Origin of the sequence: Pseudoclavibacter sp. AY1F1, assembly GCF_002931075.1 — a bacterium.
Lineage (GTDB): Bacteria > Actinomycetota > Actinomycetes > Actinomycetales > Microbacteriaceae > Pseudoclavibacter.
This window is the reverse complement of sequence record NZ_PSTQ01000003.1, coordinates 344,549-358,567: the sequence shown is the minus strand read 5'-3', so window position 1 is coordinate 358,567 and position 14,019 is coordinate 344,549. Positions and strand designations below refer to the sequence as shown.

At 68.8% G+C, this 14,019-nt stretch carries 11 protein-coding genes; 4 read left to right on the top strand and 7 right to left on the bottom strand.

Features of this window, described 5'->3' with window-relative positions:
• Positions 1–73: 73 nt before the first annotated feature.
• The 3 genes from C5B85_RS19160 to C5B85_RS07875 all read right to left on the bottom strand — a co-directional run bounded on the left by C5B85_RS19160 (position 74) and on the right by C5B85_RS07875 (position 2,279).
• Positions 74–793, bottom strand: a complete 720-nt coding sequence (locus tag C5B85_RS19160) for a hypothetical protein (protein WP_181064334.1) — start codon at positions 791–793, stop codon at positions 74–76.
• A 13-nt stretch (positions 794–806) separates the two neighbouring features.
• Complete coding sequence (locus C5B85_RS07880; RefSeq protein ID WP_104285451.1) at positions 807–1,541, bottom strand: SDR family oxidoreductase; 735 nt, start codon at positions 1,539–1,541, stop codon at positions 807–809.
• Between the two features lie 93 nt (positions 1,542–1,634).
• Complete coding sequence (locus C5B85_RS07875) at positions 1,635–2,279, bottom strand: hypothetical protein (protein ID WP_104285450.1); 645 nt, start codon at positions 2,277–2,279, stop codon at positions 1,635–1,637.
• A 180-nt stretch (positions 2,280–2,459) separates the two neighbouring features.
• On the opposite strand from C5B85_RS07875, the gene C5B85_RS07870 reads away from it, so the two are divergent.
• Complete coding sequence (locus tag C5B85_RS07870; RefSeq protein ID WP_181064333.1) at positions 2,460–3,245, top strand: HNH endonuclease family protein; 786 nt, start codon at positions 2,460–2,462, stop codon at positions 3,243–3,245.
• A gap of 79 nt (positions 3,246–3,324) precedes the next feature.
• Here C5B85_RS07870 and C5B85_RS07865 read toward each other — a convergent pair whose 3' ends face one another.
• Positions 3,325–4,857 carry a serine hydrolase gene (locus C5B85_RS07865; RefSeq protein WP_104285448.1) on the bottom strand — a complete coding sequence of 511 codons (1,533 nt, stop codon included), beginning with the start codon at positions 4,855–4,857 and terminating at the stop codon, positions 3,325–3,327.
• A gap of 187 nt (positions 4,858–5,044) precedes the next feature.
• On the opposite strand from C5B85_RS07865, the gene pdxY reads away from it, so the two are divergent.
• Positions 5,045–5,896 carry a pyridoxal kinase PdxY gene (gene pdxY / locus C5B85_RS07860; protein WP_104285447.1) on the top strand — a complete coding sequence of 284 codons (852 nt, stop codon included), beginning with the start codon at positions 5,045–5,047 and terminating at the stop codon, positions 5,894–5,896.
• Between the two features lie 261 nt (positions 5,897–6,157).
• Here pdxY and C5B85_RS07855 read toward each other — a convergent pair whose 3' ends face one another.
• Positions 6,158–6,529: a nuclear transport factor 2 family protein gene (locus C5B85_RS07855; RefSeq protein WP_181064332.1), complete on the bottom strand. Its 372-nt coding sequence runs from the start codon at positions 6,527–6,529 to the stop codon at positions 6,158–6,160.
• 262 nt (positions 6,530–6,791) lie between these two features.
• On the opposite strand from C5B85_RS07855, the gene C5B85_RS07850 reads away from it, so the two are divergent.
• Positions 6,792–8,333 (top strand): sensor histidine kinase, encoded by a 1,542-nt coding sequence (locus tag C5B85_RS07850; RefSeq protein WP_146077880.1) that lies wholly within the window; start codon positions 6,792–6,794, stop codon positions 8,331–8,333.
• Between the two features lie 62 nt (positions 8,334–8,395).
• Positions 8,396–9,067 (top strand): response regulator transcription factor, encoded by a 672-nt coding sequence (locus tag C5B85_RS07845; RefSeq protein ID WP_258070668.1) that lies wholly within the window; start codon positions 8,396–8,398, stop codon positions 9,065–9,067.
• A 190-nt stretch (positions 9,068–9,257) separates the two neighbouring features.
• Here C5B85_RS07845 and C5B85_RS07840 read toward each other — a convergent pair whose 3' ends face one another.
• Entirely contained in the window at positions 9,258–11,537 is a 2,280-nt protein-coding gene (locus tag C5B85_RS07840) for a S8 family serine peptidase (protein WP_181064331.1), read from the bottom strand.
• 38 nt (positions 11,538–11,575) lie between these two features.
• Positions 11,576–13,864: a S8 family serine peptidase gene (locus tag C5B85_RS07835; RefSeq protein ID WP_146077879.1), complete on the bottom strand. Its 2,289-nt coding sequence runs from the start codon at positions 13,862–13,864 to the stop codon at positions 11,576–11,578.
• Positions 13,865–14,019: the final 155 nt, after the last annotated feature.

Genomic DNA, 14,019 nt, shown 5'->3' with positions numbered 1-14,019 from the left:
AAGCGGGCGCCGCGGATGCAGGGCAAAGGGGTTGGGCGCAGGGCAGACGGGTTGGGCGCAGGCAGAGTGCGCGTCAGCGCTTGTTGTCGCTGCCGCCGGAGAACATCGATCCGTACGCATGCGGTGCCAGCGTGGGATCGGCGGTTGGCACCGACGGTGCCCGTTCCGCCTGCTCTGGAAGAGACTGCGGTGCGGGGTACGCAGTTGCGTCTGGTGCTTGAGGCTGAGGCGCGCGGGACTCGTCAGCGAGCATTCGCTGCGCTTCCAACTCTTCCGCTCGCGCCTGCGGGGCGTGGGCTTGACGGGCTTCCGGATGACGGACTTCCGAATGCGGGGCTTCCGGATGACGGACTTCCGAATGCGGGGCTTCCGGATGACGGGCTTGGAAATACGGGGCGTGGGAATACGGGGCTTGCGGCCGCACCTCCGGTTCCACCCGTCCGGACGCCTGCTGCACCGAAGCCGGCAGCCAAGCGGCTGGCCGTTCTGTTTGCCGGGGAGCTGCCGCCCAAGGCGATGAACGTGGCGGTGCGCTGGGCGACGAATCCGGCACCGCCTGCACGGACAGCCCGAGGAGCGAGATTCCTCCGCTGGTCTCCGTGTCTTCGTGCAGGCCGGCTACTCCGGCTTCTTCCGTCCTCCGCCGTTCTGCCTTGCGCTGCTCCGAGGCGGCTTTCGCTTTCTTCGCGCGCCGGCGTTGCACGAGGATCGCGACGACCAGGCCGAGGCCGAGCACAAGCACAACGAGCAGCGCGAACGCGACGATGGTGAAGATCTGGTTGGTGCCGGCCATGGGGCGTGTCCGATCAGCGCATCGGGCGGATCTTGAGTTCGTCGACCGCCCCGCCTGCCGGGGTATCGACGGCGAGGCGGACGGCCTGCGCGACGGCCTGCGGGGTCAGGTAGCGTTCCCGCTCGTAGTTGCCGTGCTCGAGCTGCCGCAGCTCCCGCTGCATGTCGGTGTCGACTCGACCGGGGTGGATGCTCGACACCCGAACGCCGTGCTGTCGCTCTTCCTCGCGCAGCGCGTCCGTCAGCGCACGCAAGGCGAACTTCGTGCCGCTGTACACGCTGGTTCCGGCGCCGCTCGCGTAGCCGGAACCCGAGTTGATCATGACGATCGTGCCTTCGCTGGTGCGCAGGAGCGGCAGGAGGAGGCGAGTGAGGTCGGCGACCGCGAAAACGTTGAGCTCGAAGGCGCGGCGGAATCGTTCGCGTGAGCTCTCGGCGATGGCGTCGTGCCCGCCGAGCACAGCCGCAGAGTGAACGAGCACGTCGAGGCGGCGGATGCTGCGCGTCGCCTCCGCAAGCTGACGTTCGTCGGTGAGGTCGGCCACAAACGGGGTCGCGCCCGGGATGCGCGCGGCGGCTTCGGCGACGGCGCGAGGTTCTCTGCCACCCACGAGCACGTGGTGAGTGCGGCCCAGCTCCTGCGCGATGGCTTCGCCGATACCCCGCGTGGCTCCCGTGACAAGCGCGACGGGCCGACGACGCTCGCCGTCGCCCTCGCCGGGCGACCCTGAGTGGCCTACTTCAGTCATGGATGTTCCCCCGGGAATCTACGTGCGCGGCCACGGACAGCGGCGGCTCCCACATTCTGCCACCGTCCCACCCTGCGCTCCCTCCGAAGCGAATCACAGAAGCCACTCGGTGAGTGGGTGCAGGAGATACCGCAGCGAGTAGGCCTCCCAGAGCGCCCCGATGACGAGAAGAACGAACGCGAGAAGTCCCAGCATGCCGACGCGACCGAGGCCGCGGAGGTATGCACGACCGCGACTCGTGGTGCCGGCCGTTCGGGGTGACAGCCAGTGTCGACCGAGAAGCCACGCGCCGAGCAGCAGGAGAACATATGCCTGGAGTTCGATCACCACGGTGAACGAATGGGGGATGAACTGCACCCAGGCAGTCGGCGTCGTGGGAGCGAGCGTGATTCCGGTCTCGACGGCCCAATAGCCGAAGAACGCGAAACCGGCGAAGGGAACGATGAGCGACGGCAGCACGATCGTCGCCAAGCTGAGCTTGCCGACGTTCACCGCCAGGATCACCAGCGCAAACAGCGGCGGCGTCATCACCAGCCCCTGGACGAGTGCCGCGGTGCCGTCGTCGACGAGCGACACGGATCGCGCTGCGTTGAGCTCCGGAAACGTCAATCCGACGACGAACCCGATGATGAACAGTCCGTAGGCAAAAACATTCACGAGCAGGTATGCGCGCAGGTTTGTGCGGATGAGATGAAACGGTCGCCGCCACACAGGAACGGGAGACTGAAGATCAGTCATTGCGGGTGTTGAGGAAATACTCCAACCTCACCGGACGTCGCAACCTCGCGCCAGTGACGCGACGTCATGAGAACCCGTGACATGTGTCATACCCTCGCCGACGGTCCACGCCTCAGCGCGTACTCGCGGGGCATCCCCTGTGGCAGTCTTGTCAGCCAGACCCGCTCGAGAAAGCTGACCGTGCATCCCACCGCAACTCATCCGTTTGCCGCCGCGCGCAACTCGGGCCGCCACCTGCGCGCTCTGGCCGCGTGCGCCGCTACCGCGACGCTGCTTGTGGGATGCACGCCCCTCGGCTCGCAGCCAAGCTCATCAACTGCGACTACCAGCTCGCCCGAGGCCAGCCAGCTGGTTGCGCTGTCCGACGAGGTCGAGGTCGCCGTCGGCGAAGGCGACGCGTCGACGTCGTTTGCCGCCGACGCGCTCGACGTGCTCGACAAGCTCGACGTAGCCCCGCGAGATGAGTGGGAGGAGTTCGACCGAGAGGGGTCGTTCGGCGAGGGCTGGCAGGACCCGGACGGCAACGGCTGCGACGCGCGCAATGACGCTCTGGCCGTAGCCATGACGGACGTCGACCTGAACCGCGACGGCTGCCGCGTCGATACGGGCGCCTTCGTCGACCCGTACTCGGGTGACGAGATCGACTTCGAGCGCGGCCCGAACACGAGCCCGCTTGTCCAGATCGACCACGTGGTCGCGCTCGCGAACGCGTGGCGGACGGGAGCGAAGGAGCTGTCGTTCGAGGAGCGGGTCGAGCTCTCGAACGACCCCATGAACCTGCAGGCGACGGCCGGCTGGGTCAATGACGACAAGAAGAGCCAGGATGCGGCGAACTGGCTGCCCCCGCAGGAGTCGTACCACTGCACCTACGTGGCCCGGCAGATCGTCGTGAAAGCCACCTACAACCTGTGGGTCACGCAGGCCGAGCACGATGCGATGCGCGACGTGCTCGAAGACTGCGCGTAGCCGGCAATTCGGGGAGCCGGGAGACGGGGAGCCGAGGGCCGGGGCGCTCGCAGCGCACGGCGACCGCCCGACCGCGACGTCACACGACGAGCAGGGTCGCCACGAGGATCACGAGCACCACGGCGAGGCCAACCCAGCTGAGCCATGCCAACTTCTTGGGCTGGAACCGGAGCGCTGGGGAGCGCAGCACTCCGACCGCGACCGCCGCGAGCGCGGGAGCGAGGGCCAGCCCGAAGGCCCAGCCTCCGACTGCCGCCCAGGGACCGGCGAACCAGAGGCTCACGAGACCAGACGCCGCGAGCAGCAGCCAGTTCACGATGGGCAGCGCGGCCTTCGACCGGAACGCGAAGAGCAGGGCCAGGCCAGAGGCCAGCAGAGCGAAGCCGAACGTCACCCAGAGCAGCAGCGACCCCTGTGCACCGAGGTCCGGCACCTCGGCGTCGGTGAGCAGCGCGATCGCGATGGGGTCGACGATCTGCTGCGTGTTGCCGAGCACCACAACTGCCCTGTCGGACTCTGGGTCGAGCACGACGACGGATGCGAAACCACCGGTTCCTCCGCTGTGCCAGGTGAGCGTGGGGTTGGACGTTGCGGTCGGGTTCGTGACCTGCGTCGTCTGCCAGATCCAGCCGATGTCACTGCCTTCGGCGAACTGCGCCGTCGGTTCGAGCGAGGTGACGCCCGGTGCTGTGCCATCGAGGTTCGCTGCCGCCCACGCCGAGAGGTCGTTGATGTTCGTCGTCGTGGAGGAACCGGTTGGCGCGTAGCCCTCACCCCACCAGTGGTCGGTTGCGGCGCCGTTCGTGAGGAAACCTGGAGTCGTCTCTGCCGGCACCTCGGCTTCGGTGGTCGCTATGCTCGTCGACTCCATGCCGACGGGACCGAGCACGCGTTCCTCGAGCAACGCAGGGTAGCTCTCGGCGCCCGCCGCCTGTGTGAGCGCAGTGCCGAGCAGCGCGACCCCGAGGTTCGAGTAGACGGGCCCCTGCGCGGGGTCGACGGGCGCGGCAGCCGCATCCTGGACCATCACCTCGGTCGTCTGTGGCCCGTACGGGTTGCCGCCGGACAGCGACGACGCGAGCGATTCGATGGCGAACGTCGGGCCGAGGCGCGGGAGCCCGGAGCTGTGCTGCGCGAGGCTCGCGAGCGTCACGTCTCCGGCGGGAGTCCCTTCGAGCTCGGGGATGTGCGCCGAGAGCGGGTCTTCCGCGGCGACCTCGCCGCGATCGATGGCGTCCGCGAAGAGCGACGCGGTGAAGGTCTTCGTGACCGAGCCGAGCTCGTACAGCGTCTCGTCCGTGGGCGCCGGGCCGTCGCGCCCGTCACCCGTCTTGCCGACGCCAGCCCAGGTCGTGCCCTCCGGCGTGACTTCGGCGACGACCACCGAGCGAAACCCGCCGTGGCCGCCGACCGCATCCACGACCCTCGCCGCGAGAGCCTCGTCGCCGGAGACCTGCGCACTCAGCGCCTGGCGTTGCGGTCCCACAAGCATCCCAAGCACGACGGCGACAAGCCCCGCGACGATCGCCGCGATGACCAGGATGCGCTTGGCGGGGCCGCGAGGGGCCTCGGCCGCCTCGATTGGATGCCGCTGCTGCTGGTCGTGTGACATTCGCTCTCCCTTGCCATCAGTGCTGTACGTATTTCCGTACTCCCACGCTACGAGCGACCACCGACAGTGGCCTCGGCCGGAGGCAGGAGATGCCTCCGTCGCTCGCCCGAGATACGCCAGGCTGCGCAGTTCCGTCGCTGGGCGTCGTCCGGGCGCGCGGGAGCGCCGGGCGTGGGAAGATCGAGGGATGAAGATCCTGTCGATTCAGTCGTCGGTCGCCTACGGGCACGTGGGCAACTCGGCTGCGGTGTTCCCGCTGCAGCGTCTCGGACACGAGGTGTGGCCGGTCTCCACGGTCGTGTTCTCGAACCACACGGGCTACGGCGCTTGGCGAGGCCCCCTGCTTCCCGCATCGGACGTGCGCGACGTGATCCTGGGCGTCGAGGAGCGCGGCGCGCTTGCGCAGGTGGACGCTGTTCTTTCCGGGTACCTGGGCGGCGAGGAGATCGTCGACGTCGTCGTCGACGCGGTCAAGCGCACCAAGGAGCTCAACCCCGCGGCGACGTACACGTGCGATCCCGTCATGGGCAACGCGAAGTCCGGCTGCTTCGTGGCCCCCGCGATCCCCGAGCTCATCCGCGAGCGGGTCGTCCCGGTCGCCGACATCCTCACGCCGAACCAGTTCGAGCTTGGCTTCCTCACGCGCACCACGCCGGCGACGATCGACGAGACCCTCGAGTCCGTCGACCTCGCTCGCGAGCTCGGCCCGCGCACGGTGCTCGTCACGAGCGTCGAGCGTCCCGACCGGCCAGAGGGCACCATCGAAATGATGGCCGTCGACGACACCGGCGCGTGGATCGTGCAGACCCCCTACCTCCCGTTCAAGGCGAACGGATCTGGCGACGTCACGTCGGCGCTTTTCACGGCGCACTACCGCACGTCCGGCTCAGCGTCCGAGGCGCTCGCAGCAACGGTCTCGAGCGTTTTCGACCTGCTGCAGGCGACGCTCGACTCCGGTGAGCGCGAACTGCAGATCGTCGCGGCACAGGATGCGTTCGCGAACCCGCGCATGCAGTTCCACGTTCGCCAGATCCGCTAGCCGCTGCGCTGCGCTGGGCTGGGCTGCGCTGGGCTGGGCTGCGCTGGGCTCCGGAGCCCGCGGCTCCGGCTCCGGCCTCCGGCTTCGGCTCCGGCTCCGGCGTGGGCGTGGGCGTCGGCGTGGGGCCAGAGTTGTGGCGAAATGCTGTCCGAGCAAACGCAAACAGCACTTCGCCACAACTCTTGCGCGAGTTCGCTGCGCACATCCACCCCCGTGCGGCGGAGTAACCCCGCCCGAAGAGGTCGGCCCGCGAGCGCTACTTCAGAACATGGGGTGGTCGTGCACGCTCGTCCCGGGCACCGGCTGGAGCACGTCCCAGTGCTCGACGATTCGGCCGTCCTCGAAGCGGTAGATGTCGGCGACGGCCGCATCCGCCGCTCCGGGCCTGGATGCGCGCACGTGCACCATTGCCAGGTCGCCGTCGACGAGGATGCGCTCGGCGCTGAACGTCGCATCCGGCGACCCGTCGAACTTCGGGGTCAGGGCTTCGACGGCCGCCGCCGGCCCATCCGGGATGTTCGGGTTGTGCTGCCGGTAGTTGTCCGCCACCAGGTAGTCGAACGCCTCGGCCACGCGCTTCCGCGTGTAGAAGAGCTCGACGAAGTGCTCGAACGCTGCGCGGTTGTCCGTCATCGGTGGGTCTCGACCTTCAGTCGGCGGGCGGGCGCTGGCATCGCGCCGGTGCCGACGCTGGCGACGCTGGCGCCGGTGCCGACGCTGGCGACTCCAGCTTGCCCGTCGCCGTCCCGAAACACACATCACGAGTGCGGATGCGGGTCATCAGCCAGCGAGGCGAGGAGTCGCCTGTCCGCCCGCTCACCCCTTCGGATGAAAGGAAGGGCCGGATGCACGCTCGCAGCCATCCGTGCACGGAATCGCCCCTAGCTTGGTGAGCATGCTTCGACTGCGTGATCGTCTCTCCACCGCCGCCTCACTGCGCTGGTTCCTCGAACCCGCGGTGGGGGCCATCTTCATCGCGTTGTGGAGCTTCGCCGAGGTTGGCCGGTGGGGCAACTACCTGCCGTTCTACGCGGCCCCGTTGATCTATGGCCTTGCCATCGGCGTCTCGCGGCGCTTCCCGCGGGTAGCGCTCGGCATCGGACTCCTCGTCCCGCTCCTGCAGCTGGTGTGGGCGATTCCGATGGCGGACTCCACGGGGTGGCCCATCCACTTCGGGATGCCCATCGTCGTGTTCTTCGTCGCGCTGAACACCGTTGGGCTGACCCGTTGGATCGCGCTGGGTGCTGGCGTTGTGCACGGCATCGGGATCGCGTTCCTGTTCGTCTATGCGGGGCAGTGGCTCCTCTGGGCGGGGCCGCTCGGCGGCGGCTCGATGGGGTACTTCTCTGGCGTTAACAACTACACCGCGAGCGGCGAGCTCATCTACCAAGAGGGTTGGGACGGACCGACGGAGGGAAACGACGTCGTCCAGGTGTTGTTCGATGACCAGGGCGGCGTGCAGTTCATGGGCGTGCGTGGCCCCATGTCCGAGCTCATGCTCCAGACGGCCGCCCAGCTGGCCTTCATCTTCGCGCTCGTGGCTGCCGCAGCCTGGGTGCTCGGCGTCGCGATCCAGTATGTGATCAAGCGCCGGCGCGACCAGGCGATGCGCCTCGCCCTCGCCGGCGAGCTCTCAGCGTCTTCCGCCGAGGTGCTGGTCTTGCAGGAGCGCTCTCGCATCGCCCGCGAGGTGCACGACGTCCTCGCCCACTCGCTCACGGTGACGATCTCCATGGCGGACGGCTCGCGGCTGCTGCGAGAGTCGCGCGGCGAGGCCGCCGACGACCTGCAGAAGATCGCCGACAACGCCCGCAGCACCCTGCTCGAGTTGCAGGGGCTGCTGGAAGACATCGGCGGCGAGGGGTCCGCGCCACAGCCGAAGCTCGACGAACTGGATGCGCTTGTCGAGCAGGCCTCCGGCGCGGGCCTCGACGTCGAGTTGCGCAACCTCGGCGAGCGGAAGCGCCTCTCGCAGGTGCAGGAGCTGAGCGTGTTCCGGATCGTGCAGGAGAGCCTCACGAACGCGATGAAGCACGCAGGCTCTGCAGCGTCGGCAACCGTTTCGCTCGACTGGCGCGGGGCGGGGCTCTCGCTGAACATCGTGAGCATGGGTGTGGGCGATGACGATCCCAAGGCTGAAGCCTCCGAGCGTTGCGGCCTCGGCCTGACTGGGATGCGCGAGCGCGCCCGTCTCGCGGGCGGCTGGCTGACCGCGGGCTCGGAGCCGTCGGAGAACGAGGTCGATGGCCATCAGACGTTTGTGGTGACCGCGTTCATCCCCACGCAGGACATCGAACCCAGGGTGACCGCGTCGGAGGACGCCCATGAGGCAACAGAAGCCCCTGAGGCAACAGAAGCTCCGACCGCGACAGAAGCACAGACCGCGACCGAAGCACAGACCGCGACAGAACCGCAGACCGAGGAGGACAAGCAGTGACTGACGACACCGTTACTCAGCCCGTCGCTGTCGTCTCGGCGCGCCCGGAACCTGCCCCGCGCATCCGCATCGCCCTCGTCGACGACCAGGACCTCTTCGTCTACGGCATGCGGATGCTCGTGGAGTCGCAGTCGGATCTCGAGCTGATCGGCACGGCGGCCGATGGTGAGGGCGCGGTCGAGCTGGTCGTCGCCGCGCGTCCGGACGTGGTGCTCATGGACATCCGCATGCCCGGCCTGAACGGCATCGCCGCGACGAGGCGCATCTTGGAGGCCGCCCCGTATGCCGACGAGACCGGGCCGCGCCCGCGCATCGTGATGCTGACCACGTTCCGGCAGGATGAAGCGGTGCTGCAGGCCATGCACAACGGCGCGAGCGCCTACGTGACGAAGGACGCGACCCCCGAGATGCTGCTCGACACGATCAGAGCCGTGCACGCGGGTGACGCCCCGGCCATGCCTGTCGGACGCATCGCGCGGGGCGCCACCCCGGCTACGGAACCCGTCGAGATCGCGCCCCGGCCGGACCTCGCGATCGCGGCGCTCTCGCCGCGGGAACGCGAGATCTTCCTGCTTGCGGCGAAGGGGCTGCGCAACAGCGAGATCGCGGCCGCCGCGTTCGTGAGCGAGGCGACCGTGAAGACGCACGTGCGCAACGTGCTCGCGAAGCTCGAGCTCACGAGCCGCGCGCAGATCGTCGTGTTCGCCTACGAGCACCGCCTCGTCACGGGCTGACCCGCGCGCGTACGCCGCCGCCCCGACGCCTGCCTGTTTGCCCGCCTGCCTGCCTGCCCGCCCGTCCGCGCCCGCGCCCGCATCCCCTGCGCGCAGGGTTGTGGCGAAGTGCTGTCGGCAATCTCACCGGCAGCGCTTCGCCACAACTCTGTCGAACAGGACCCGTCGACGGAGGCGCCCTGGACGCTCGCTACTTCTCGGCGACCTTCCTGCGGCTCGCGGCGACGACCGCCGCGATGCCAGCGGCGAGCGCGAGCGCTCCGGCAAGCACGCCAAGGCCGAGGGACGCATCCGCACCGGTGGATGCGAGCTGCTTGTCACCTGCGGTCGTTGTCGGTGTCGCCGGCGTCGGAGTCACCACGCCGGGCACTGGAACTCCGGTCGGCGTGACCGGCACAGCCGTCGAGGTGGGAGTCGGAGCAGCAGTCGGCGTCGGCTCGGTGGTCGGCGTCGGCGTCGGCGTCGGCGCGACCCCCGGCAGCGCCGCGAGGAATCCGACCGCATCCACGAGCCCTGCTCCCGCCGAGTCCGCCACCGAGACGGATTCGGCGATGCTGTTGATCGGGATGGCGGTCTCCGTCAGCGCATCCCGCACGTTCTGGGGCGTGAGACCGGGGCTGAGCTGCATCCCGAGCGCGGCCACGGCCGCAGCAGATGGTGCAGCCGCCGAGGTTCCCGTGAACGAGTAGATGCCGACCTGTCCTTCGACTTCCGGCCCGAAGAAGTTCGTCCAGCCGCCGTCGAGCGAGGTCACCGTGGGTGCGCCTGAGATGGGTTCCGGGAGCGCGTTTGTGCTCGGGAACGGCTCGAAGTACAGCGTCATCGGTCCCGTGCCGCTGAACTCCTCGAGCTCGGTCGGCGTCGCCGCGTCGGCGGCGACGATGCTGAGCCCGCTCGGCGTGCCGGCGTGCCCGAAGATGGAGGGTCCGACGATGTCGCCACCGACGCTCTCCGAGTACTCGACGTCCTGCAGGTAGCCGCCGTTGAAGATCGTCTTCACGCGAGGGTTCAACGCGGGCACGCCGTCGCTGGTGTCGCGAACGATGATGTAGTTGTAGTCGCCTCCGGTGGGCTGGAATGCGGCAATCTGCACGGGCGAGCCGGCGGATGCGACCGGGCTGCCCCCGACAAACTCGCCCGAGGCGTCGGTCACGACAACCATCATGCTGTTGGTCGCTGCCCCCACAGGCTCGGCCCACTGCAGCATGAGGAACGCGGTCCGGTCGTGGCGTGCGAGGTCGGGGTACGTCAGCGTGTTCGTCGCGTCGACACCTGCGCCGGGATCGAAGTCCATGCAGTCGGCGCTGGTGATGTCGATCTGAGGGAGGATCTCGCCGACCTCGGCAGGACAGGCGGCGGGGCGGTACTCGGGCGTCTCCCACGAGGAGATCACGCGGCCCTCGCTCTCGCCCCGGCTGCCGATGACGGTGTCATTGCCGGCCGCCGTGAAGAACGGGATACCAAGCGCGACAGCGTCGTTCATCGCGTTCGCTGCGACACCGTCCTGGAACATCGTCTCGTCGTAGTAGCCGAGGTCATCGACGATGATGTCGGCGCCGGCGCCGGAGAGCGTCTCGACGGCGTTCGCGAAGCCCGCCTGTCCGCCCGATCCGGATGCGAACAGCAGCGTCGCGCCTGGCGCGATCGAGTAGACGAGCTGCGCCATTGCACGCCCCTCGTCTGCAGACGGGGTGGGGCTCTCGCGCAGCACCTCAACGGGCTGCGTGTCCCCACAGGGGCTTCCTGGTCCGGGCAGGAGCCCCGCCGCGATGTCGTCCGCGGGAGTCGACGGCAGGGGTTCGGGTGAGAAGTCGAACGAGTCGGAGATGATCCCGATGCGGACGCCCTCGCCGTCGACGCCGTACAGCTCGCGCGCGAGGGGCACGTTGAGCGGCTCAGTGAGGTTGGCGGGGACGGCTCGGCAGGAGTCGGCCACGACGTCCGTGCTGGGCTGAGCAGGTGCATCCGTTTCGGTATCCGTCACCGTCAGCGGCGTCTGCCAGGCAGACCCGCTGGAGGCGGGAGTGAGCGTCTCCTGGACGGATTGCACGTTGCCGAGGGCGGCAACCGCCTCGAGGTTGCCAACCGGAACGGTCGCGCCGATGACGAGGTACTTCGCGGCGACGGAGTCGACGGTGCCGAGTGCCGCGAGCGCGTCGATGTCCGCGGCAAGCGGCGGCGTCGAGTAGTAGACGGTGACCGCCACGCTGCCGCCGTTGAGCTGCAGGCTCGCGGGGCCAGAGTCTGGCAGCGCGAGCTCAGTGGGCGACGCCGTCGCGAGCTGCTGTTCGGCGACAGCCGGGTCGGAGGAGACGTCGACTGCCGCGAGCGCGGTCAGGCGCCCGGACAGCTTCTCGCTGCTGTCGGATGCGGGCGCCGCGGTCGCAGCCCCGACCCCGAAGCCGCCGACAACAAGGCCGACCGTCAGCGCGGCGACTGTGACGCGGGAGAGCTTTCGAACGATTTTCACGTGAACACCTTCGGGGGTAGGTACTGCACTGCTGCGGGTCATCGCTCGCCTGTCCGTCGGCGCAGCGTCAGGATCGTGATGCCTGCCGCGAGGACAAGCGCACCGACGAGTGCGGCAAGCCCAAGAGGGGCGTCTTCTCCAGTGGATGCGAGCTTGTCACCTGCCGAGGGGGCGGGCGTCGAGGTCGCGGGAACCGGTACCAGTGTCTCGACGCCAGGCACGGGGACCCCGGTCGGGCTCACGGGCACAGCTGTCGGCGCCGTGGTCGGCTCGAGCGTCGGCGTGACGGTCGGCTCGACCGTCGGCGTCGGAATGGGGGTCGATGCGGGGAGAGCCGCAAGGAAACCGACCGCATCCACGAGTCCGGCTCCAGCTGAGTCGGCGACGGAGACCGACTCTACGATGCTGTCGATGGGGACGGCCGTGTCGGTGAGCGCGTCCCGCAGTTCTTGCGGCGTTGCACCGGGGTCGAGCTGCAGCCCGAGCCCGGTCACTGCGGCCGCGGCTGGAGCGGCCGCGGAGGTGCCCGTGAACGAGTAGACCCCGGGCTGTCCCGCGACGGGGCTCCCGAAGAAGTTCGTCCATCCGCCATCAAGCGAGGTCAGAGTGGGGGCGCCCGAGATGGGCTCCGGCAACGCGTTCGTGCTGGGGAAGGGCTCGAAGTAGAGCGTGGTCGGCCCGGTCGAGCTGAAGCGTTCGAGCTCCGTGGGTGTGGCTGCGTTCGCGGCCGAGACGCTTACGACGGCGGGCGTGCCGTTGTGCCCGAAGATGGACGGGCCGACGATGTCGCCTCCGGTGCTCTTCGAGTATTCCGCGGCCTGAAGGTAGCTGCCCATGAAGATCATCTTCACGCGCGGGTTCAGCGCGGGGACCCCGTCGCTCGTGTCACGGACGATCACGTAGTCGTAGTCACCAGCGCTCGGCTGGAAACCTGCGATCTGGATCGGGGAGCCCGCGTTGCCGGCGAGGCTCGCCTCGACGACCGTTCCCGAGTCGTCGAGGACGAAGACGGCGAGTTCATTGGTTGCAGCGCCCACCGGCTCAGCCCACTGCAGCATTGTGATCGCGGTGAAACCGCGACTTTCGAGGTCCGGGTACGTCAGCGTGTTCGTCGGGTCCTGCCCGGCACTTGGGTCGAAGTCCATGCAGTCGACGCTCGCGGAGCCAGACTCGGGCAGCAGATCGGTCACCGACGCCGGGCAGGTCGTGGGCCGGTACTCGGGGGCCTCCCACGAGGAGATCACCCGCCCCGCACTTTCACCCTGCGTGCCGATGCTGGTCGTGTTGCCAGCCGAGCTGAAGAAGGGGATGCCAAGCGCGACCGCGTCGTTCACCGCGTTGGAGGGCACCCCGTCCTGGAAGATCGGTTCGTCGTAGTAGCTGACGTCGTCGACGATGATGTCTGCGCCGGCTGCGGTCAGGCGCTCAACGGCCTCCGCGAATCCGGCCTGGCCGTCCCAGCCGGACGCGAACAGCAGCGTGGCGCCCGGTGCGATGGAATGCACCAGTTGCGCCATGCCGCGACCCTCGTCGCTGGCTGGGGCCGTGCTTTCCATGAGCACCTCAACGGGCTGCTCGTACCCACACGGGGTTCCCTCGCCGGGGAGCATGCCAGCAGCGACGTCCTCTGCCGGTGTGCTCGGGAGCAGCTCGGCCGCGTGATCAAACGAGTCGGAGATGATTCCGATGCGGACCCCCTCGCCGTCAAGCCCGTAGAGCTCGCGTGCGAGGGGCACGTTGAGCGGCTCGGCAAGGTTCGCGGGCACTGCCCGGCAGGCGTCGGCGTCGGCCGATGCCTCGGACGGCGCATCCGTTTCAGTATCGGTCTCTGTCACCGTTGGCGCGATGGCGCCGTTCCAGGCGGTCCCGCTCGAGCCGGGGGTGAGCGTCTCCTGCACCGACTGCACGTGCTCGAGCGCGGCGACCGCTTCGAGGTTGCTCGTGGGGATCGTGGCGCCGATCACAAGGTACTTCGCGGCCACGGAGTCAACGGTTCCCAGCGCTGCGAGCGCCTCGATGTCGGCCGCGACGGGCGGCGTCGAGTAGTACACGGTGACGGCGACGCTGTCGCCGCTCACGCGCATGCTCGCCGGGCCGGAGTCTGGGAGGGCGAGCTGCTCGGTCGTCGTCGACTTGAGCTGCTCTTCGGCGACTGCCGGGTCGGATGAGACGTCGACGTCGGCGAGGGCGGCGAGTCGGCCCGAGAGCCTGTCGACGTCCTCGGGCGTTGGCGCCGCGGAAGCGACTCCGACGCCGAAGCTGCCGACGACGACGCTTGCGGCGAGGGCGGCCACCGTGATGCGGGAAAGGGTACGAACGAGTTTCACCAGAACACCTCAGGGGTAGGTACTGAAACAGGAGCGGGGGCTGGAGCAGGAGCGGGGGGCTGGAGCAGGAACCGGTGGAGCAAGTGGAGCGGGGAATGCGGGGAATGCGGGGAGCAGCGCGTTCGGGCCGCGCAGAACGCGCGGTTGAACCTGTG

What these genes read in the sequence shown, in the direction of transcription:
- C5B85_RS19160 (WP_181064334.1), bottom strand. Translation starts at nt 793, where the DNA reads ATGGCCGGCACCAACCAGATCTTCACCATCGTCGCGTTCGCGCTGCTC.
- pdxY (WP_104285447.1), top strand. Translation starts at nt 5,045, where the DNA reads ATGAAGATCCTGTCGATTCAGTCGTCGGTCGCCTACGGGCACGTGGGC.
- C5B85_RS07850 (WP_146077880.1), top strand. Translation starts at nt 6,792, where the DNA reads ATGCTTCGACTGCGTGATCGTCTCTCCACCGCCGCCTCACTGCGCTGG.
- C5B85_RS07865 (WP_104285448.1), bottom strand. Translation starts at nt 4,857, where the DNA reads ATGTCACACGACCAGCAGCAGCGGCATCCAATCGAGGCGGCCGAGGCC.
- C5B85_RS07855 (WP_181064332.1), bottom strand. Translation starts at nt 6,529, where the DNA reads ATGACGGACAACCGCGCAGCGTTCGAGCACTTCGTCGAGCTCTTCTAC.
- C5B85_RS07875 (WP_104285450.1), bottom strand. Translation starts at nt 2,279, where the DNA reads ATGACTGATCTTCAGTCTCCCGTTCCTGTGTGGCGGCGACCGTTTCAT.
- C5B85_RS07880 (WP_104285451.1), bottom strand. Translation starts at nt 1,541, where the DNA reads ATGACTGAAGTAGGCCACTCAGGGTCGCCCGGCGAGGGCGACGGCGAG.